The organism is Caldibacillus thermoamylovorans (assembly GCF_000751775.1).
Classification (GTDB): domain Bacteria; phylum Bacillota; class Bacilli; order Bacillales; family Caldibacillaceae; genus Caldifermentibacillus; species Caldifermentibacillus hisashii.
The window spans coordinates 1-21,682 of the sequence record NZ_CCRF01000092.1 but is presented as its reverse complement, the minus strand read 5'-3'; the positions used below and the strand labels follow the sequence as shown (position 1 = coordinate 21,682).

Here is a 21,682-nt window from a genome sequence, read left to right as displayed (position 1 = left end):
GGGTAAAATTACCGGATTTTGCCATTTCCTCAAGTCTTCCTCTTTGTATATCCGTTAGGTGTTTAAAGGTTCTCTTAGCTGTGGTATAATTAATGACGGTCATGTAGATACACTCCTTACTTATTGGTTTCGTTGCTTTTAAGTATACCGTATCTACATGACTTTTTTTATATTTTCTTTATGCATTTCATTTTACAACTAACCAAAGAATTTAACTGCAATCAAGTCATAAATTAATTTGGAACATCGACTTTTTACACTTAAGCGTGCAATGAATAAACTTATATTTATCTCGTGACCAAAAATTTGTCTTTGTCTTGTCAAAAAAACCGTAAAAAATTATTGACATAAATGAATAATCGCTTATAATAAAAAATATCAACTATCATTAATTATTAAACAACTAGTGAAAAACCATGACGGGGAAAAGTAGGATTTAGTTATTTTTTACAGAGAGCTTCGGTAGCTGAAAAGGAGCAAAAATACGAATCTGAACAATGGCCCCTGAGTTGCGTGCTGAACATAGTGCTTGCTATTAGTAGGTTTCGCCGAGCTGGTACTCGTTACAAATACCTCGGTATTAAGGCAATTTGCCGGCGTACTGACTGAGGCTGTATTGTGCGAGCATACAGTGAAATAAGGTGGTACCACGTGAATACAAACCACGTCCTTATCATAATTGATAATGACGTGGTTTTTTTATGCAAAAAATATCTTTATTGTTTTATCGATCGCGATCGCATGTAAATATTAGCTAATATTAAATAACAATTTTTGGTGCACCGTAAAGTTAAGAAAAAAAATCAATTTGGAGGAAATACAAATGACTGATTGTTTAGTGATTCAAACCGATTTTGGCCTAAGTGATGGTGCAGTTGCTGCGATGTATGGTGTAGCTTTAAATGTAGACAGAGCTTTGAAAATATACGATTTAACTCACGAGATCCCGCAGTACAATATTTGGGAAGCATCCTATCGATTATTTCAAACGATTACGTACTGGCCGGAAAATACCGTGTTCATTTCCGTTGTCGATCCGGGTGTCGGCTCGGAGCGGAAAAGTATTGTGGCAAAAACAGCGACCAACCATTATATTGTTACACCGGATAATGGGACGATTACCCATATTCAAAAATATATCGGCATCCAGGAAGTAAGGGAAATTGATGAACATGTCAATCGCTTGCCAAATTCCGGTCATTCTTATACATTTCATGGAAGGGATGTGTATGCCTATACCGGTGCACGATTGGCTTCCGGAAAGATTCGTTTCCAAGAAGTTGGTCCGTCTCTCTCTACTGAATCCGTCGTTAAACTACCATTAACGGAGGCGGTCCTCGAAAACGGAACAATTAAAGGAAATATCGACGTTCTTGATGTTCGCTTCGGTAATCTTTGGACAAATATTGATCGTACCCTATTTTTACAATTTGATGTAAAATATGGAGATACATTTGAAGTCACCATTGAAAATTCAACAAGGCATGTCTATAAAAATATCATGACATTTGGCCGTTCCTTTGCCGACAGCCATTTAGGCGAGCCACTCCTTTATATCAACTCCTTAGATAAAATCGGTGTCGCCATCAATCAAGGTTCCTTTGCCAAGGCTTATCATATTGAAGCCGGACTAAAATGGAAAATTACAATCCGAAAAGTGGTGGATATTAGTTATAATTGATTTTTTCATTAGACGGTTCAATACTCCAAACTTTTAAAAAATTTATCAATAAGGGAGAGGTATTCATGAACAAAAATACATTATCTGTTCGTACGATTGTTGCAATCGGGATTGGAGCAGCTGTTTTTGTTATTTTGGGAAGATTTGCTTCGATTCCAACCGGGATTCCAAATTCTAATATTGAGGTGACGTATGCCTTTTTAGCACTAATGGCAGTGATTTTCGGGCCGGTTGCCGGCGGACTCATCGGCTTAATCGGTCACGCATTGAAAGACTTAATCTTCTACGGTTCCATTTGGTGGAGCTGGGTTGTTGTCAGTATGTTTGTTGGGTTTTTATTCGGATTAATTTCGAAAAAACTGGATATTGAATCCGGTGAATTTGGGAGACAAAAAATCATCACGTTTAATTTGGTTCAGGTTGGCGCACAAGCACTGGGCTGGTTCCTGTTGGCGCCGGTTCTGGATATTGTTATTTACGCGGAACCAACTAGTAAAGTGTTTATCCAAGGGCTCGGTGTTGGCATTTCCAACATGGTCACAGTCGGGATTCTTGGTACATTATTGCTTACTCTTTATGCAAAAACCCGGACGAAAACGGGGAGCTTGGATCGAGAATAACCAGATCAAAAACAGGAAGCTTGGATCGAGAAAAATTTTTAGAAATATCGGCATCAGCAAATGCAACAATAAAATGTATGCAGGAGATTGACAATGAAAAAACCAGTCATAGAGTTTCAAAATTATCATTTCAAATATGATAGTCAAAAACAACCAACACTAAAAAATATTAATCTCACCATCTATGAAGGGGAGAAGGTTTTAATTGTCGGTCCATCCGGATCAGGGAAAAGCACCATTGGTCATTGTATCAATGGGCTTATTCCGTTTTCATATAAAGGGGAAATCCAAGGCAGTTTAAAAATTATGGGAAAAGAAGCAAGCGACTTGGACATTTTTTCCATATCAAAAATGGTTGGAACGGTTTTACAAGATCCGGACGGGCAGTTCATCGGATTATCTGTCGGAGAAGACATTGCTTTTGCCCTTGAAAATGATTGTACGCCGCAGCCGGAGATGGTTAAGGCTGTAAAAGAAGTGGCGGCCATGGTGGATATGGGTGCATTTCTGGATGCGTCCGTTCACCATTTATCAGGCGGACAAAAGCAGCGGGTTTCTTTAGCCGGTGTCATGGTCGATAATGTCAATATCCTTCTTTTTGATGAACCCTTGGCGAATTTAGACCCGGCAACCGGAAAGCATGCCATTCATTTGATTGACCAAATTCAAAAGGAAACGAATACAACGGTGGTTATTATTGAACACCGCTTGGAAGATGTCCTGTACCGTCATGTTGATCGAATCATTGTTGTGGATGACGGAGAGATTTTGGCAGATCAGAACCCAAATGAACTATTTTCTACGGATATCTTGGAAAAAGTAAAAATTCGTGAACCGCTTTATCTTAAGGCGATAAAGTATGCAGGCGGGGCCATTACAAAGGATTTGGAGCCGGCTGATTTTTCACGTTTTCGGGCGGAGACGTTCCGCGAGCAGCTGCGAAAATGGTATGAAGAAGTGACATTGAATGAAGAGCCGCCGGAAGCTGAGCCGATTCTTGAATTAAACCGGGTTTCATTTGGCTATACACCAAAAAAAGAAACGGTTCACGATGTATCTTTTACAATAAATAAGGGGGAAATGGTTAGTATTGTCGGCAAAAACGGTGCGGGAAAATCAACTATTTCGAAATTGATTTGCGGCTTTGAAACACCAAATGCCGGAAAAATTATTTTCTCAGGTCAAGATATTACCAATGAATCGATAACAGAACGATCTTTAAAGATTGGTATGGTTTTGCAAAATCCAAACCATATGATCTCCAAACATATGATTTTCGATGAGGTGGCACTGGGGCTTGTTGCCAGAGGTGTACCGGAAGCTGAGATACGTGAGCGGGTGGAGGAAACGCTGAAAATATGCGGACTGTACCCGTTTCGTAATTGGCCGATTTCTGCACTCAGTTTTGGCCAAAAAAAGCGAGTAACCATCGCATCGATTTTGGTGTTGCAGCCGGAGTTGATTATTTTGGATGAACCGACAGCGGGCCAAGATTTCCGCCATTATACTGATATTATGGAGTTTTTAATGGAACTCAATCGAAACGGACTCACGATTTTATTGATAACCCATGACATGCATTTAATGCTGGAATATACGGATCGGGCCATCGTTTTGTGTGACGGAAGAAAAATCGCCGATGATCAAAGTGTCCGGATTTTATCTGATCCGCAATTAATTGAACAGGCAAACTTGAAAGAAACATCACTTTTTGAATTGGCGACAAAAACCGGTTTTACAGATCCGATAAAATTTGTGGAACGATTTATTGCTTATGATCGGGAGGGACGAAACCATGGCAAATGAAATGCTTAGCTATATTGACCGAACTTCCCCGATTCATCGCTTGACAGGTGCGACGAAATTAGTTTGTTTTATCCTATGGTCAACGGCGGCCATGTTGACCTATGACACCCGGATTCTTTTGTTTTTATTTATTGCGAGTTTAGTTATTTTTTATGTTTCTAAAATTCGGTTGCGAGATATTTTATTTGTGTTAATTTTTATTCTCGTATTCTTACTGATTAATAATATCGCTATTTATCTTTTTTCACCGCAAGAAGGGGTTAAAATTTACGGGACAGGTCATGTGTTGGTTGAATTTGCCGGTAGATACAATATGACGTTGGAGCAACTGTTTTACCAACTGAATATTACATTAAAATATTTGACTGTTATACCGGCGGCGCTATTGTTTATTGTAACAACACACCCAAGTGAATTTGCCGCTTCTTTAAATCGGATTGGTGTAAGCTACCGGATTGCTTACGCTGTATCCCTTGCTTTACGCTATATTCCCGATGTTCAGCGGGATTTCCGTAATATCGCCAAAGCACAACAAGCCCGCGGACTTGATATGTCAAAAAATGAGAAATTCCTGAAGCGGGTAAAGAACGCATCAGCCGTCTTGGCACCATTAATTTTGTCAAGTCTTGAAAAAATTGAAATAATCAGTAATGCAATGGAACTGCGTGGATTCGGGAAAAAGAAAAAACGAACGTGGTACAATGCCCGCCCGTTTCAGAAACGGGATTACACAGCAATTATTTTGTTCGTTTTGCTGCTAATTGCAACCTTACTGATTACCTACCATGACGGCAGCCGGTTTTACAATCCGTTTAGTTAATTGTATTTTTTGGATAAAAATCGACGACAACCTCTAGTGTCAAGTTTGGAATGATAAAGAAATCTATAAAATTACAAATCCAAAGTGTAAACTTCTATTTTACTGTAAAAGTATTTTTGGGGTAAAAATATGACAAGCTCTAGTATCCAGTTTGGATTGATAAGTCAATCTACCAAATTACAAACCCGGGGTTGTTAACTCGCTACCCCGGCCCCGGGTTGCAATTTTTTCTTACAATGCCAAAGATTAAAAATGCCCCAAACAGCAATCAACCCGAGATAAAAACTTTATATAAATCTCCCAACCGTTCGAGCCGCTACAGTTCCCGCTCCAACCGCTCTCTCTGCTATTTCGAGTGCCTGTGCAAGATCAGCAACCAAATCCTCACAATTTTCCAATCCTACCGAAAGTCGTAATAGTCCGTCTGTAATCCCGCGTTTTTCCCGTTCTTTTTGCCTCATCGCCGCATGGGACATCGTCGCCGGATAAGATAGAATCGATTCGACCGCCCCTAAGCTAACAGCAAATGCCGGGATTTCAAGGTTTTCCACAAAAGCCTTGGCAATGTCTTTGTTGGGCAATCTGAATGACAATACAGCTCCGGCACTAGTCGCCTGCCCCAAATGAATTTCATGTCCCGCATGTGTGGCAAGTCCCGGATAAAATACCTCTTCCACGAGCGGATGATTTTGCAAAAACTCAGCAATTACTTGTGCTGATTCTGAAGACTGTTTCATCCGCACGCTTAATGTTTTCATCCCCCTGTGCAAAGCCCAACAATCCGGAATCCCTAAAACGGCACCAAATGAGTTTTGAATAAAATACAATTGATCAGCCAATTTTTCATCTTTTACCACCGCCAAGCCCGCAACGACATCACTATGCCCGGCTAAAAATTTTGTGGCGCTGTGTAAGACAATGTCCGCACCTAATTCAAGCGGCCTTTGATGAAGGGGTGTCATGAATGTATTGTCGATATATACAAGACAATTGTGGGCTTTTGCTAATTTGACAACACCTCTAATATCTGTAATATGGAGTAACGGATTGGACGGGGTTTCCACATAGACAACTTTCGTATTGGGCCGAAAAGCGCCGGCCACTGCATCTAAATCCGTCATATCAACAAAAGTATGTTGAATTTGAAATTTCGTTAGTACTTTTGTGACCATGCGAAACGTTCCGCCATACACATCTTCGGAAATGATGACATGATCCCCGGATGATAGCAGCATGAAGGCCGATGAAATCGCGGCCATTCCGGATGCAAAGGCAAAACCTTGAACACCGCCTTCCAGTTCGGCAATGGTTTCTTCTAACACTTTTCGGGTTGGATTTCCTGAACGGGTATAGTCAAAAGGACCAAACGAATCGAATTGTCCTTGTTGAAAAGTGGAAGAATAGTAGACAGGTGGATTTACTGCTCCTGTTTTGCTATCAATATAACAATCTTGAGAAATTAGTTTTGTTTCAAACCCATAATTTTTTTTGCTCATCGTACACTTGCCCCCTTACGCAATGCCGCTAATGCATGATCCAAATCCGCCTTCAAATCTTCAATATGTTCAATACCGACTGAAAACCGTAATAAGCGATTATCGACACCGTTTTTCATCCGGGTTTGTAGCGGAATATCGGCATGGGTTTGGGTAGCCGGGTAGGTAATAAAACTTTCAACCCCACCGAGACTTTCGGCAAAGGTAATCAATTTCAAACTTCTTAAAAAGGGGTCAACCCATTCTTCTTTTGCCAATCGAAACGACACCATGCCACCTCTATTTGGGTAGAGAACATCGGTCACTTCAGGTCTGTTATTTAAAAATTCGACTACCTGTTTTGCATTGTTTTGATGTGCTTCCATACGTAAAGCTAAGGTTTTTAAGCCGCGAATTAACAGCCAACTGTCAAGAGGGGATAAAACCGCGCCGGCCGCATTATGATTTGCCGCAAGCTGTTCACAAATTTCCTGTCCTTTTGCAACAACAAATCCGGCCAGGACATCATTATGACCGCCAATATATTTTGTCGCACTATGAATGACAATGTCGGCCCCATCCACAATCGGTTTTTGCAAATAGGGGGTTAGAAAGGTGTTATCCACAATGAAAAGCAAGTGATGTTTTTTGGCAATGTGGGCAACTTTTTCAATATCTGTTTCAATCATTAACGGATTTGTTGGTGTTTCTATGTAAATCGCTTTTGTTTTTTCTGTGATTGCATCTTCCAACCCGGTGTAATCATTCACTTTCACATAGCTGGTTTTGATTCCATACGATTTTTCGTATTGATTGAACAATCGGTAAGTTCCGCCGTATAGGTCATTAAAGCTAAGAAGTTCATCATCTTTTTGAAAAAGGGAGAGGACGAGCTGAATAGCCGCCATCCCCGAACTACAGGCAAAAGCCTGATCTCCTTCTTCTAATTTTGCAAAACTCTCCTCTAATAAGGCACGTGTTGGATTTTTCGTCCGTGTATAATCATATCCTGTGGATAAACCAATTCCTTCATGACGATAGGCTGTGGATAAATAGATGGGTGGATTAACAGCCCCGGTTATATGTTCACTTCGATTGCCGATTTGCACTAATTTTGTTTGAATATGTTGATTTGCCAAGCTTGATTCCTCCTCGTATCCCCACATTTTTGGAAAATAAAAAGGACTTCTATAAGAAGAAGCCCCGATGATTGTAAAGTTTCTTCTTATCTTTCAGGTATTTCACCTGCTGGAATTAGCACCGTGGTCAAAAAATGACTGGTTGCTGAGGCGTCATCGGGCCAGTCCCTCAACCTCTCTTGATAAGATTGCAATATTCAGTTCCATAAATGATTTTATTTATTCTAATTTACAATAACTTTTTAAAATAATCAAGGGAAAAATCATAGCATGCACATAATTTATATGGGAATAGTTTATTAATAATATACGTATCTATAGGAAACCAACGTGGCGGCCCTTATGGACTGAATGGTGCTCCTTTGTTAAAAAACTGTCTAATAGACTGCCCCTTATGGACAGTTTCATACTCGTTTTTTGGAAAAAGTTCAAGAGAGCTGGTTTTATGGACAGATTCACGCTCGTTTTTAAAAAAATTGTCCAGTAAAGCGGCTATAATGGACAGTTTGTAGTACATATTCCAAAAAAAGTCCAATAAACCGACCTTCATGGACATTTTGGCGCATCTCTAAATTTACCGTTTATGAAAGTACAAACTTTTCTAAAGCATAGGCCACGCCATCATCATCATTCGTTTTTGTTTCAAAATTCGCATGACTTTTTACAAAATCCGTGGCATTCCCCATAGCAATGCTTGTTCCGGCAGCTTTGAACATCGATAAGTCATTCAGATTATCCCCGATTGCGACAGTATCTGCTTGTGGAATTTGAAAGTAATTTGCGAGGAAAAGAAGGGCATTTCCTTTACTTACCTGTTTATTTCCTACCTCAACGGTTAAATGGCTGCCGTTTGTGATTGAAATATCATCACGTTCAGAAAGCCGCTGTTGCAAATGATTTAGTTTTTTCTCATCCAAACTGACAGTATACATTTTATACGGATCTAACATTGAAAAATTTAGCTCACTAAAATCTGAGACAGTTAATAAATGATTTTGGTCATTTTGAACTTGAACCATTTGTTCAACCATTGGTCCGAAAACAGGGTCATCTTTTAACCGATTCAGTTCCGCATACAAATATTCTTTTCGTGTTTTATCAATGAAAATACCTTTATTTGTATAAATTTCATAATATAATTGAAAATCATTAAATATGTCCATAATTTTTTTCAATATATGTACAGGGATTGTTAGTGTTTGTAAGATTTTGTTATGAAAAACAACAGCTCCGTTTCCGGCAATAATAGGTGCTTCGAGGTTTATCTTTTTTATAATTTCTTGAATATCGTGTAAGGCGCGGCCTGAACAAAAGGTAACGATATGACCCTGTCTTTGAGCTTTTAAAATAGCATGACAATTGTTTTCGCTGATTGTATGATTGTTAGAAAAAAGGGTACCATCCATATCGATTGCAATAAGTTTCATCGTGTTCCTCCTTGCATCCTTTTTCGAATTAATAAAACAGCTGCCACCTTTATTTTACCATACTATTTGTCGTTTTTTCCGTTTCTATCTTCAGTCCACGACACAACATAATAAGTTATCCACATTTTTTAAAAAAATAAGCAAATTTGGTTGTTTTTGACCTTTAATGTGGATAAATTCAAATGGAAAATTCTACTAATTGTGGATAAGTCGTATTTCCACAATACTACCAGAGATTAATAAATTTACTCCTTATAGCTGTTCTATCTTTCACTCTTTCCACTTCTAGCCTTAAATATGTTATTATGAAATTAATCACAATGATATAATGGAGGTATTTTTATGATTCGTTTTGGAATTATCGGAACCAATTGGATTACCGAAAAATTTATTGATGCAGCTTCTAATATAGAGGATTTTTCGCTTGTAGCTGTATATTCACGTACCGAAGAGAGGGCAAAAGCGTTTGCAGCAAAATTTGACGTAACCAATATTTTTACCGATTTAGAAACAATGGCAAAGAGTGATGTCCTTGATGCAGTTTATATTGCCAGTCCAAACTCACTTCACGCAGAACAATCGATTCTATTTTTGCAACATGGAAAACATGTCATTTGTGAAAAGCCACTCGCTTCCAATGTAAAAGAAGCAGAAGCAATCGTTCAGACGGCAAAAGCCCATGGTGTGGTTTTCATGGAGGCGTTAAAAACAACTTTTGTCCCAAGTTTTGTAAGTATCAAAGAAAATTTACATAAAATCGGTACGGTACGCCGTTACTTTGCAAATTTTTGCCAGTATTCATCACGTTATGATAAATATAAAGAGGGAATTGTGCTAAATGCTTTTAATCCGGCTTTTTCCAATGGCTCATTAATGGACATTGGCGTGTATTGCATTTATCCGATGGTAGCGTTGTTTGGCGAACCAACGGATCTGCGTGCTAATGCATATATGCTCGAATCCGGTGTCGATGGGGAGGGAACGGTCATTTTCTCCTATCCGGAAATGGAAGGGGTTGTCTCTTTCTCAAAAATTTCCAACTCATTCATTCCATCTGAGATTCAAGGGGAAAAAGGAACCATTGTTATTGATAAAATTTCAACGCCATCAAAAGTTGAGATTCATTATAATGATGGAACCGTTGAAGATATTAGCCGCCCACAAGTTGAAAATACCATGTATTATGAAGCAAAGGAATTTATTGAGCTCATTAAAGAAAACAAGACGGAATCGCAAATCAATACATATGCCAATTCTTTGACTACAAGCAAATTGATGGAACGGGCAAGGAAGCAAATCGGCTTAGTCTTTCCGGCTGACCGGAATTAAGAGGAATTTTCTCGGATTAGCCTAGAATTCCGTTTGTTAAATGAAAACATCATATGCAGGGAATCATTGAATGGATCCCCTGCTTTGAAATATATTTGTATATGGGACATTTTCCTTGATAAGTATTTGTGGAATCCTCTTGAAATGGTCTTGGACACCCCATTCTAAGATATTTCACACTTTTTATCATGGCTTCAAGCATTGAGAAATTTAGGATTCAAGGTCGGGCTAAATGTCATAAACTAATCTTTCTAGTATATGGTTTTTTTGTGTTCTGTCGTTGAAATATAGTTCTGTCTCATTTCATAAATGACATTATCTTGGATCTTTTTTAAGTTGTCTAACGTTGAATGGTGATCGCTTAGCCAGACTTTATGATTTGATACTAATTTTTCACTAAAATTGCGAGCCCATCGTGCATTTGCTTTTTCGTTGTCTGGCAAATGAACATAGATTTCCTTCACGACGGACTTCAATAGAGGAATATTTATTTCCCAATTTTTTGTAATATTTTTCTCAACGATCGTTGCGATTTCCTCCGGACGATAATCAGGGAAAGTAATTTTAAGAGGAATACGGGAACGCAATCCCGAATTTGTTTCTAAAAACTTTTCCATTTCTTTCGTATATCCTGCTAAAATGACGATAAATTTATCCCGGTAGTTTTCCAAGTAGGTTACTAACGTTTCCACTGCCTGTTTGCCAAAATCATTACCTGATTTGGCGGTCAATTGATATGCTTCATCGATAAACAATACACCGCCCATCGATTGTTCGATCACTTCTTTTGTCTGCTTTTCAGTATGGCCTACATAAGCTCCGACTAAATCTGATCGGTCCACTACTTTTACATTCGGTGTTGGCAGCACATCTAAATAGTAAAATAGTTCGGCCAATATGTTTGCTACGGTCGTTTTTCCTGTGCCTGGATTTCCAGAAAAAATCATATGGTAGGAAGGCTTTTCTACATTGCTTCCGTCCTCCATAAGTATACGGTCTACTTTCACTTGCTTAATTAAACGGTGGATAAAATCTTTTACTTCCGTTAACCCGATTAAACTGTCTAATTGATGTAATAATTCATTTACCTTTACTTCTTTATCTACATTTTGATTGCCGGTCAATACGTCAAAATCTTCATCTAATATTGTTTGGGTATCCTCTGAACCAGTTTCTACAACACGGTTCGCCATTGTCTGAATAAGTTTTTCGTTTACATTTCTAACCCAGCGTGCATTGCTTTTGTCAATACTGTGAGAATATAGCCGCTGAATTACTTCTTTATATTTTTTCTCATCCACAATATAATCTTCATTTGTAAGATTCATATAGCCAATTTCTGCAATTTCTTCCGGTGTATAATCATCAAAATAAAACTTATTTGGAATACGTGATTCTAGACCGCTGTTCATCTTTAAAAATTTGTTTATTTCATTGGTGTACCCAGCAAAGATAATCATTGTGTTATCGCGGTTGTCTTCCATAAAAGTTATAATCGTATCAATGGCTTCTTTTCCAAAGTCATTTTTAGAATCACTATTTAGAGAATAAGCTTCATCAATAAATAAAATACCACCTTTGCTTTTCTCCAAAATTTCCTGTGTCTTTTGTGCAGTTTGACCGATATATTCTCCGACTAAATCTTTTCTTGTCACTTCTACAAAATTGTTTGTACCAATGACGCCATTTTCATATAATACACGACCTAAAATTCTTGCAACTGTCGTTTTTCCTGTACCTGGATTTCCCATAAATAAAGAATGTAATGTTAATGATGTCGTTTTAAATCCTTGCTCTTTCCTTGACTGGTTAAATTTCACTGTATTGATAAACTTCATAATTTGTTTTTTCAAATCATGGAGGCCGAATAACGCCTGTAGTTCTTCTAAACCGGATTTTTGCTGTTTTTCTATATGATATAGAGAATTTTCTTCCTTTGAGGTTACTGGTTCTTCTTTAAGTTTATCCTTTTTTGATACAGGTTCAACTGTTTGTGATGTACTTCTTTCTTTAGAACTTGGCATTTCTTCGTCATCAATATTAATCTTTATTCGGTTAGTGTCTCCAAAGATTTCTACCTTAGATTGTTTATCGTGAGAAACTGTCAGTAGTAAATTTTCGGATATCCTTGTTTTTTTTATATTTAAAATCGATTGATCAAGAGAGAAATAGACCGAATTTTCATCAATATTTACTGTATCAAAATTTGCCCGGGAACCATTTGCCATGTATAACCCAAAGTAATTGCTGACTCCCGGAAAATCAACAATACCAGTCCCGCTTAAAATTCCATTTTCCATTAGTCTTACTGCAACACGAACTTGAGCTTGATGTAATTGAATATATGATTGATAAGCTACAATAGAATAAATCATAGAGTTACGAATCACTGCTTCTGAATTATTGGAAAGGTAAATGCTGGCTCCCTTTTCTTCTGGTAAATATATTTCAGAAGCATTAATTTTAACTGTAGCATTTTCACACCATATGGACGGATAATTTCCAGAAGTCCCCCCATGAATGATTACTTTCTCCAATGTTAGTGTAGAACCATTTTTAACATTTATAGTATTACGATTATGTGGCGTATATAGGGTTAAATTAGCTAAAGTTAGAACTGATTGATTCCTCAATGAGAAAAATCCATGAATGACAACTTCACTTGGATCATTGCCGATTCCCTTAATCGTAATATTTGCAATATTGATTCCACTTAACACGTGGTACTCTCCAGGAGAGAGAAGAATAATGTCTCCTTGTTTACTTGATTTTAAAATGTCTGTAAGTTTTTTACTGTTTCCTTTTTTTACTTTCCAGATCATTCTCATCATTTACACCTACTTACTTAACTTTTGAAGATCGATCATAGTTATGATTAAGCCTATAGTTCCGATAATAAATGAAAAATGCCAAATGAAAAGATAAATATAAAATTTGATAACAAGCACTATTAATTTTTTCAATAGATTTGAAGAGTTCGAGCTTACTTTATAAGACGGATATAGTAACTTATAAATCCATGGAACATATAGATAGGATATGTTTGCAATTCTACCTGCAATGATCACGGAAAAGGGGAAAACGATCATATTAATTTTTAGAATATTTGTAGATAAATAAAAGACTTCATTAAATAATTGGTAAATCCCAAATGAAACGAAATAAGTAATGATCCAAAATTTAACTGGCTGAAGGTTGAAAAAACTTTTTAAAACATGGGTCCCTCCAACTGCAATTCTTGCCTTTGTTCCGAATAATTGCTCCTTGTTTTCCATCATTTGCACCTTCCTTCATGCCTTAAATTTTATGTATATATTCCAAATATACTATATAAGGATAAAAAATTGAAGAAAGAAACAAGAAACAATAAATATTGAAGAACCTAATTAGCAAGCAAAAAGGTACTTTTTATTATTCAAAGATATTAAACATCACAAGATATTGTGGTTTTGCATGATACGCAAACCCTGTATGTGGGACAAGAATATCAAATGGGCTTTTTGGATGTGAACCAAGAATCTAGCAATCACTTAAAAAGCCCCTTTTTTAAAACAGCTAACGAACATTATACGAAAATTAAGACATGAAAAAATAGTCCCTTTAATGAGGGACTATTGTGTATATCTAAAGGTCAACGAATGGAATGAAAAGCCCAAATTAAGGTCATGGTTATCGGTTTTCGCCCATTTTCCACCCAACTATTTGTTAAGTTTTTAACGTGTCAATCAGGGATGTGAATGAAATTGTGTTCTATCTGATTTCTGTTGCGGTGTTCTATTTTTCTCTCATCTTGTTGAAAATGTTTAATCAACGAAAAGGATTCACAATTTTCCCCAAAAATTACAAGAACTGCAATCAATAGAACTATATTTGGTATTTCACCAAGTTTTGTTCCATTTCTTTTGAACGACGGCTTAGCTCTTCTGCAGTTTCTTTTAACTCTGTAAAAATTTGCAACTGGGATTCTGCAGTGGCGGCAAGTTCTTCACTGGCCGCTGCCGTTTGCTCTGATACTTGGGATGTATGGATAATAGCCGCTACCGTTTGATCTTTTGCCATGCCCATTTGTTCGATTGCATCTTTCATATCATTTATTTTTCGAATGATTGAATCAATACTGTCTGCAATATTGTTAAAAGAGGCATCTGTTTGGTTAACAGCGGTAAATTGCTCTTCAGAAATATTTTTCATATCATGGACTGCTTGAATCGCTTCTTGAGAATCTCTTTTGATACTGACCATCATACTAATAATTTGTTCGGTAGAAATTTTACTTTGATCGGCCAATTTTCGTACTTCATCTGCCACTACCGCGAAACCTTTCCCTGCTTCACCGGCTCTGGCCGCTTCAATAGCAGCGTTCAATGCTAACAAATTGGTTTGATCGGCAATATCTTTAATTGTACCGACAAAAGTCTCAATATCTTTTAAAGTAACTGATAAATTATTTACGGTTGTAAATATTTTCTCTGACGATAATTGATTGCTCTCAGACTTTTCTCGTAAAATCCCTACCATTTCCAAACCTTGTTTATTTAAGTGATGCACATTTTCCGTTTCATCAATAATCGAGTGATAACCGTCTGTGACAACAGAAATATGTTCGGATAATTGATCCATAACTTGCACACTTTTTTCCGCTTCCATTACTTGGTCAGAAGCGCTGACGGCAATTTCATTAATCGTATCGGATAATTCCTTAATGGATGTTACAGCCTCATTTGTTTCACTCGAAATGTGCTCTGAAGCTTGCAAGAAGGAATTGACATGATTCAATGATCCTGCAATAACAGAACGCATTTGCGAAGTGATGGAATTTAAATGACCGACAATTTTTTCTAAGGCTTTATTTTTTCCTGCGTCCATTTCAATTGAAAAATTCCCGTCTTTTATTAAATTTAATAATTCCATAAAACCATTGGCTGACTTGGTTATCGATTTCATTAAGAAAACAAATAACAAAGCGCTTAAAATAAGATTGGATAGACTGCAAATAAACATCAATAATAAAAGACTAATAGAATCCGTGAAAAGATGAATGATAAAACCTAAAAGGCATCCGAGGCCGATACTCAAAATGAGTATGATGGAACTGGTACCTGTCACGATGTTTCTAATCAGTTGTACTGCTTTATATGAGTTTTTTCCTGATTGTCCATTCATTCGAATTTTTCCTCCGTAAATTTGTTGTTGTACTGCTTTATACCTAGCTTTACGACGCTGACTGTTTCATTTTTAAGTATATCACTAGTCCAAAATATATACTATATGGCAAAAAAATATACAGTAACACATTGTGAATTTTGTATAGATATAAATAGCTTTTGTACATGCATTGACGGTACCTTCATCAGCATGCTTATTGGATCCTCCATCATGTATCTGTTGGACGAACATGTGCATTGACTTCCACTGGATCATGGATTATATTTTAAATAAGTTAATAATCTTTGTAGGAGATGATGGGATTCACACAAAGGCTAACCTATTTTTAAAGAATAGGGTGCTTACGTATGGATCTTTTTTTATTGCATAATTTGTAGTATAGTTGTTTTCTTTTGTGGATTGGGATAATAACACATGAAAGAAGGTGTAGGAGAATGAATAAAAAGGTAATCCCCGCTATTTCATCAATAAAAAATTTAGAAAAATTTATAACGAGCCCATATGAGATTGGCGTCTTATTAGACAGTCACATTGCCCAATTAAAAAATATTAATGATTTGGCAGAAAAATACGGAAAAAAATTGATGTTTCATATGGATTTAATTGAAGGAATAAAAAACGACGAAAAAGGAACGGAATTTATTTGCCAGGAGTTTCGACCATATGGATTGATCTCTACTAAAGCAAATGTGATTCGAAAAGCAAAACAGAAGGGCGTCCTTTCCATCCAGCGCATGTTCTTAATTGATTCACATGCGGTTGAACAAAGTTATCGTCATATAAAAATGACACAGCCTGATTATATTGAAGTATTACCCGGTACATTGCCGTCGATGATTCGGGAAGTGGCCGAGAAGACAAAAATTCCGATTTTAGCTGGCGGTCTCATTCGAAAGCCGGAGGAAGTGGAAAAAGCAATTGCGGCAGGAGCAACAGCAGTTACCACATCAGCCAAGAACTTGTGGGATATTTATGAAAAAATTCAATAAGGCAGACTCCAATCAGTGGCGGTTTTTTCTTTCTTTATTGTGGGTTGTCGATATTTGTTTGAGATCGTAACTGCCACTTCTTGCTGAATTTTTTTCTGATTGTTGGTTGTACCATTGACGTTGTACGATCGGTTTTCCTTCATACAGACAATACGACTAAATTCGACTCAATGAAAATCACCTTTTTTTCATACAAAAAAAGTAAAATAAATTATTGACACCGTTTTCAAACATTGCTATCATGTAAATAAGTTAATAGTCGTGAGGAGAAACGGAGACACATGGATTACCTTTATTTTTTATATAAAGGTTTATCTGTGTGTCTTTTCTTTTGGCATCAACTCCTTTTTTGCAATATATGCATGGGGGATAGGGGAGTTTTCCACATGATTATTGACAAATACGAATAAAATGGAAGGAAGGGTTGTCCATGTCGGCATTTTTGGGGGAATTAATTGGAACGGCGATTTTGATCATTATTGGGGGAGGTGTTGTGGCCGGTGTGACCTTAAACAAGTCAAAAGCAAACGGCGGCGGATGGGTGGTCATCACACTTGCATGGGGGCTTGCGGTGACCATGGGTGTTTTTGCAGTTGGAAACTATAGTGGAGCCCATTTAAATCCGGCCGTTACATTTGTCTTTGCACTAACCGGTGATTTTCCGTGGAAAGATGTGCCTATGTATATTTTAGCCCAAATGTTGGGGGCCATTATCGGTGCAACCATTGTCTTTTTTCACTACTTATCTCATTTTAAAGCAACGGCGGACCAAGCGACAAAACTCGGTGTTTTTGCAACAATACCGGCGATTAGACATACATTTTCAAACTTATTATCAGAAATTATTGGTACATTTATTTTAATTTTTGGGTTATTATTTATTGGAGCCAATAAATTTGCGGAGGGGTTGAATCCGTTAGCAGTCGGATTGTTGATTGTAGCGATTGGTATGGCACTCGGCGGTACAACCGGTTATGCGATTAATCCGGCACGGGACTTGGGCCCGCGAATTGCCCACTTTATTTTACCAATCCCCGGAAAAGGAAATTCCGATTGGGGATATGCATGGATTCCGGTAGTCGGTCCGCTTTTGGGTGGGGCGCTCGGTGGCTTAACCTATAAAGCACTATTTTTAGGAGAAGTTTCTGTCTTTTTATGGATTACCCTTGCCATTACAGCTATCATTATCCTTTTATCTTATTCAACAAAAGATCAGGTGGAAGAGGAAAATCAATCTATTTCTGCATAAAAATCAATGAAAATATTTATAACGGAGGGGAATTGAATGGAGAACTTCATTTTGGCGATTGATCAAGGAACGACGAGTACGAGGGCGATTTTATTTAATAAAAAAGGGGAAATCGTTCATGTTGCTCAACAGGAGTTTACACAAATTTTTCCACAACCGGGTTGGGTTGAGCACAATGCAAATGAAATATGGGGTTCGGTTTTAGCCGTTATGGCAACTGTGTTGGCCGAAGTAAATGTAAAACCGGAACAAATCGCCGGAATTGGAATCACCAATCAACGGGAAACAGCTGTTGTTTGGGATAAGGAAACAGGTAACCCGATATATAATGCGATTGTCTGGCAATCACGGCAAACAGCACAAATATGTGAAGAGTTAAAGGCACAAGGTTATGATCAGTTATTTAGGGAAAAAACAGGGTTGTTGATTGATGCGTATTTTTCCGGAACAAAAGTGAAATGGATTTTGGATCATGTTGAAGGAGCAAGGGAAAAGGCTGAACAAGGAAAGTTGTTATTCGGTACCATTGATACTTGGTTGATTTGGAAATTATCCGGCGGCAGGGCTCATGTGACCGATTATACGAATGCTTCGAGGACATTAATGTATAATATTTATGAATTAAAATGGGACGATGAGTTGTTGGATATTTTAGGTGTGCCAAAAAGCATGTTGCCGGAAGTTCGTCCTTCATCGGAGATTTATGCAAATACAATTGATTATCACTTCTTTGGACATCAAGTACCGATTGCGGGGGTCGCCGGGGATCAGCAAGCCGCCTTGTTCGGGCAGGCCTGCTATCAAGAAGGAATGGCAAAAAATACGTACGGTACAGGTTGCTTCATGTTGATGAACACCGGTGAAAAGGCCGTAAAATCGGAACACGGGTTGCTGACGACGATTGCTTGGGGCTTGGATGGAAAAGTGGAATATGCGCTTGAAGGGAGTATTTTTGTCGCCGGTTCAGCAATTCAATGGCTGCGGGACGGTCTTCGGATGTTTAAAGAAGCAAAAGATTCAGAAGCCTATGCTGCCCGTGTTTCCTCAACGGACGGAGTATATATGGTCCCTGCCTTTGTCGGGCTAGGCACGCCTTACTGGGATAGTGATGTCCGCGGGGCTGTATTTGGTTTAACTCGGGGAACTTCCAAAGAACATTTTATCCGGGCTACATTGGAATCGCTTGCTTATCAAACGAGGGATGTCTTATCGGCAATGGAGCAGGATTCCGGTATTGCATTGAAAACATTGCGGGTTGACGGAGGAGCTGTTCAAAATAATTTCCTTATGCAGTTCCAGAGTGATATTTTAAACGTACCGGTAGAACGTCCGATTGTCAGTGAAACCACTGCGCTCGGTGCCGCCTATTTGGCCGGTTTGGCAGTCGGTTACTGGGAAAGTCAAGAGGAAATTGCCAAACAATGGGTGATTGATAAAAAATTTGAACCGGAAATGTCAGATTCCGAGCGGGAAAAACTGTATGAAGGTTGGAAAAAAGCGGTTCATGCAGCGATGGCATTCAAATAAGATCTGCCATTTTTCAAGTAGAAATGCAGATTGATATAGTGATAATGGCCTGGAATTTAATGGTCGAGATGAGAGACACAGTTTAAAACTTTCCAGGCAAAAATGATCTGAAACTTAACGGACAAGATGGAAAACCAGATTTTAAAAAACTTTCCAAGCAAAAATGTAACAATATTTTTCAAAACATGGTATATTAATAGTAAGTTAATATTCGGTATGAGCTGAGGAGAAACCAAATGACATTGCCCTTTGTGGTAAATGGTTATTTGGTTTCTCCTTTTTTACTATAAAAACTGTGCATATGGAGGGAACTACTTTGCAAATACCATTTTCCTATTTTTCCAGAGAAAAAATAATCGAACAAATGAAGTCTAATCCATACGATTTGTTGATCATCGGCGGGGGGATTACCGGTGCGGGAATCGCATTGGATGCCGCCAGTCGCGGTATGAAAGTCGCTTTAGTTGAGATGCAAGATTTTGCGGCGGGAACATCGAGTCGATCAACCAAGTTGGTTCACGGTGGTCTGCGTTATTTGAAACAGTTTCAAGTTGGGTTAGTTGCCGAAGTAGGGAAGGAGCGGGCAATTGTTTACGAAAACGGACCACATGTGACGATGCCGGAATGGATGCTCCTCCCCTTTTATAAAGAGGGGACTTTTGGCAAATGGTCGACATCCCTTGGTTTAAAGGTATACGACTTTTTGGCCGGGGTGAAAAAATCAGAGCGGCGGAAAATGTTATCTCGAGAGGAGACATTACAAAAAGAGCCTTTGTTGAAAAAAAAGGGTTTACTTGGCGGCGGTTATTATGTTGAATATCGGACCGACGATGCCCGATTGACCATTGAAGTTATGAAGAAAGCGGCGGAAAAAGGTGCCCATATTGTGAACTATACGAAAGCTGTTCAATTCCTATATCAGGATAAAAAAATGATCGGGGTTGTTTGTGAAGATGTATTAACAAAGCAAAAATTTCATATCAAAGCGAAAACAATTGTGAATGCCACCGGTCCATGGGTGGATGAGGTGCGAAACAAGGATTATTCGAAAAACAATAAACGGCTCCAATTGACGAAAGGAGTTCATATTGTCATTGATCAATCAAGATTCCCGTTAAAACAAGCTGTATATTTTGACACACCGGATGGTCGAATGGTGTTTGCCATCCCACGGGACGGAAAGGCATATGTAGGCACGACCGATACTTTTTACAGTGATGATCTGGTACGGCCGTATATAACGGAAGAGGATCGTGAATATTTGTTAAAAGCGATCGCCTTTATGTTTCCGGATGTGGGTGTTCGTGAAGAGGATATTGAATCAAGCTGGGCAGGTGTTCGTCCGCTCATTTACGAGGAAGGAAAAGACCCGTCTGAAATTTCCCGGAAAGATGAAATTTGGGAATCGGACAGCGGCTTAATTACGATTGCCGGGGGGAAATTAACCGGATACCGAAAAATGGCGGAAAATGTTGTTGATCTTGTTGTCAAACGTTTTGCTAAAGAAGGCCGCAATTTTGGATCATGCAGAACAAAAACATTGCCAATTTCAGGCGGAGACATCGGTGGTTCAGATCAACTCGGATCGTTTATCGCAAAGGCGGCCGATCAAGCAGTATCATACGGGTTTACGAAAGAGGAAGGAGAGCAACTGGCAAGACTATACGGCTCCAATGTCGATACCGTTTTTTCATATGGCCAGCAATATGAACAATTGAAAGAATGCCCGCTTCCGAGAATCTTATATGCTCGTCTTATGTATGCCATTGGACACGAAATGGTGGTTAAACCGGTCGATTTCTTTATCCGGAGAACCGGTGCCGTATACTTTCATATTGACATGGTGGAAACTTGGAAAGAGCCTGTTCTCCACTGGATGGCACAACATTATGGATGGGATGAAAACGAGATGAAACAATATAGAAAAGAATTAGATGATGAAATTCAAAAAGCTCGCTTCCCTGTTAAATAAAGAATTGAAGTTTGTATGTAAGGAAGTTTCGGTCTAATTAACAACAGGTTGGATGAAACGGGAAAGTGATTTAGAATAAAGACCTTTCATCCAACCTTTTGGATTTCTTCATGGACAAAAAGCTTTCTAGGTGCTAATTGTCTGCAAATTATTATTCTATTAATATCCACATAAAATTCTCCTCAGTTAGTGCTACTCTATTCATTTTCCATCTTTCACTTTTTTGTTTGCCTTTTTGAGGTGTTAACCTTTTTTCAAGATCTACCATTTACAAAGTTGTCCTTCAAATGGTGTTGTTGTGCACATATAATAAAAGGTGAAGACAGTTTCGAAAATCTAGTTGTCATTTCCCCCACTGCAAACGGCGAGTCAAGGATTCCGTCAAATTTTCAGTAAACGAGGAAGTAAGTGGGAGAAGGAATGGTCCACGTGCATTCGATTCGTTTAGGTAAACCGATGTTTCGTCCCCAGTTCTTGTGTCA

The 21,682-nt window shown here is 38.3% G+C and carries 15 protein-coding genes, 1 riboswitch and 1 other annotated feature; of the genes, 9 read left to right on the top strand and 6 right to left on the bottom strand.

Translation table 11 applies throughout. The annotated features are described in order from the left end of the window. The first annotated feature begins 407 nt into the window (after positions 1–407). Positions 408–675, top strand: a binding site (T-box leader). Between the two features lie 148 nt (positions 676–823). The 4 genes from BT1A1_RS15290 (at position 824) to BT1A1_RS15275 (ending at position 4,927) form a co-directional block, all read left to right on the top strand. Continuing rightward, entirely contained in the window at positions 824–1,681 is an 858-nt protein-coding gene (locus BT1A1_RS15290; RefSeq protein ID WP_034772895.1) for an SAM hydrolase/SAM-dependent halogenase family protein, read from the top strand. A gap of 65 nt (positions 1,682–1,746) precedes the next feature. After that, positions 1,747–2,301, top strand: a complete 555-nt coding sequence (locus tag BT1A1_RS15285) for an ECF-type riboflavin transporter substrate-binding protein (RefSeq protein ID WP_034772903.1) — start codon at positions 1,747–1,749, stop codon at positions 2,299–2,301. A 93-nt stretch (positions 2,302–2,394) separates the two neighbouring features. Beyond that, on the top strand, positions 2,395–4,107 hold the full coding sequence (locus BT1A1_RS15280; RefSeq protein ID WP_034772892.1) for an ABC transporter ATP-binding protein: 1,713 nt from the start codon (positions 2,395–2,397) through the stop codon (positions 4,105–4,107). Next, complete coding sequence (locus BT1A1_RS15275; RefSeq protein WP_034772890.1) at positions 4,097–4,927, top strand: energy-coupling factor transporter transmembrane component T family protein; 831 nt, start codon at positions 4,097–4,099, stop codon at positions 4,925–4,927. The genes BT1A1_RS15280 and BT1A1_RS15275 overlap by 11 nt, the downstream gene beginning before the upstream one ends. Positions 4,928–5,214: 287 nt before the next feature. On the opposite strand, the gene metC is transcribed toward BT1A1_RS15275, so the two are convergent. The 3 genes from metC to BT1A1_RS15255 all read right to left on the bottom strand — a co-directional run bounded on the left by metC (position 5,215) and on the right by BT1A1_RS15255 (position 8,968). Further along, positions 5,215–6,423, bottom strand: a complete 1,209-nt coding sequence (gene metC, locus BT1A1_RS15270) for a cystathionine beta-lyase (RefSeq protein ID WP_034772888.1) — start codon at positions 6,421–6,423, stop codon at positions 5,215–5,217. Further along, positions 6,420–7,568, bottom strand: a complete 1,149-nt coding sequence (locus BT1A1_RS15265) for a methionine biosynthesis PLP-dependent protein (RefSeq protein ID WP_051989177.1) — start codon at positions 7,566–7,568, stop codon at positions 6,420–6,422. Before BT1A1_RS15265 ends, metC begins: the two co-directional genes overlap by 4 nt. Positions 7,569–7,624: 56 nt before the next feature. Further along, positions 7,625–7,730: riboswitch (SAM riboswitch) on the bottom strand. Positions 7,731–8,122: 392 nt separating this feature from the next. Continuing rightward, a complete protein-coding gene (locus BT1A1_RS15255; protein WP_034772883.1) occupies positions 8,123–8,968 on the bottom strand; it encodes a Cof-type HAD-IIB family hydrolase in 846 nt (281 codons plus the stop codon). Between the two features lie 342 nt (positions 8,969–9,310). On the opposite strand from BT1A1_RS15255, the gene BT1A1_RS15250 reads away from it, so the two are divergent. Further along, positions 9,311–10,297: a Gfo/Idh/MocA family protein gene (locus BT1A1_RS15250; RefSeq protein WP_034772881.1), complete on the top strand. Its 987-nt coding sequence runs from the start codon at positions 9,311–9,313 to the stop codon at positions 10,295–10,297. A gap of 251 nt (positions 10,298–10,548) precedes the next feature. Here BT1A1_RS15250 and BT1A1_RS17515 read toward each other — a convergent pair whose 3' ends face one another. The 3 genes from BT1A1_RS17515 to BT1A1_RS15235 form a co-directional block, all read right to left on the bottom strand. Further along, positions 10,549–13,125, bottom strand: a complete 2,577-nt coding sequence (locus BT1A1_RS17515) for an AAA family ATPase (protein ID WP_051989176.1) — start codon at positions 13,123–13,125, stop codon at positions 10,549–10,551. Positions 13,126–13,134: 9 nt separating this feature from the next. Then, a complete protein-coding gene (locus tag BT1A1_RS15240; protein ID WP_156103270.1) occupies positions 13,135–13,572 on the bottom strand; it encodes a hypothetical protein in 438 nt (145 codons plus the stop codon). A gap of 589 nt (positions 13,573–14,161) precedes the next feature. Then, positions 14,162–15,460 carry a methyl-accepting chemotaxis protein gene (locus BT1A1_RS15235; RefSeq protein ID WP_034772877.1) on the bottom strand — a complete coding sequence of 433 codons (1,299 nt, stop codon included), beginning with the start codon at positions 15,458–15,460 and terminating at the stop codon, positions 14,162–14,164. 437 nt (positions 15,461–15,897) lie between these two features. Between BT1A1_RS15235 and BT1A1_RS15230 the strand changes: the two genes are divergently transcribed. The 4 genes from BT1A1_RS15230 (at position 15,898) to BT1A1_RS15215 (ending at position 21,200) form a co-directional block, all read left to right on the top strand. Next, positions 15,898–16,452, top strand: coding sequence for a glycerol-3-phosphate responsive antiterminator (locus BT1A1_RS15230; protein WP_034772876.1), 555 nt, complete (start codon positions 15,898–15,900; stop codon positions 16,450–16,452). 430 nt (positions 16,453–16,882) lie between these two features. Further along, positions 16,883–17,701, top strand: a complete 819-nt coding sequence (locus BT1A1_RS15225; protein WP_034772874.1) for an MIP/aquaporin family protein — start codon at positions 16,883–16,885, stop codon at positions 17,699–17,701. A gap of 36 nt (positions 17,702–17,737) precedes the next feature. After that, positions 17,738–19,228, top strand: a complete 1,491-nt coding sequence (gene glpK, locus BT1A1_RS15220; protein ID WP_034772872.1) for a glycerol kinase GlpK — start codon at positions 17,738–17,740, stop codon at positions 19,226–19,228. A gap of 322 nt (positions 19,229–19,550) precedes the next feature. Further along, positions 19,551–21,200 carry a glycerol-3-phosphate dehydrogenase/oxidase gene (locus BT1A1_RS15215; RefSeq protein ID WP_034772897.1) on the top strand — a complete coding sequence of 550 codons (1,650 nt, stop codon included), beginning with the start codon at positions 19,551–19,553 and terminating at the stop codon, positions 21,198–21,200. Positions 21,201–21,682: the final 482 nt, after the last annotated feature.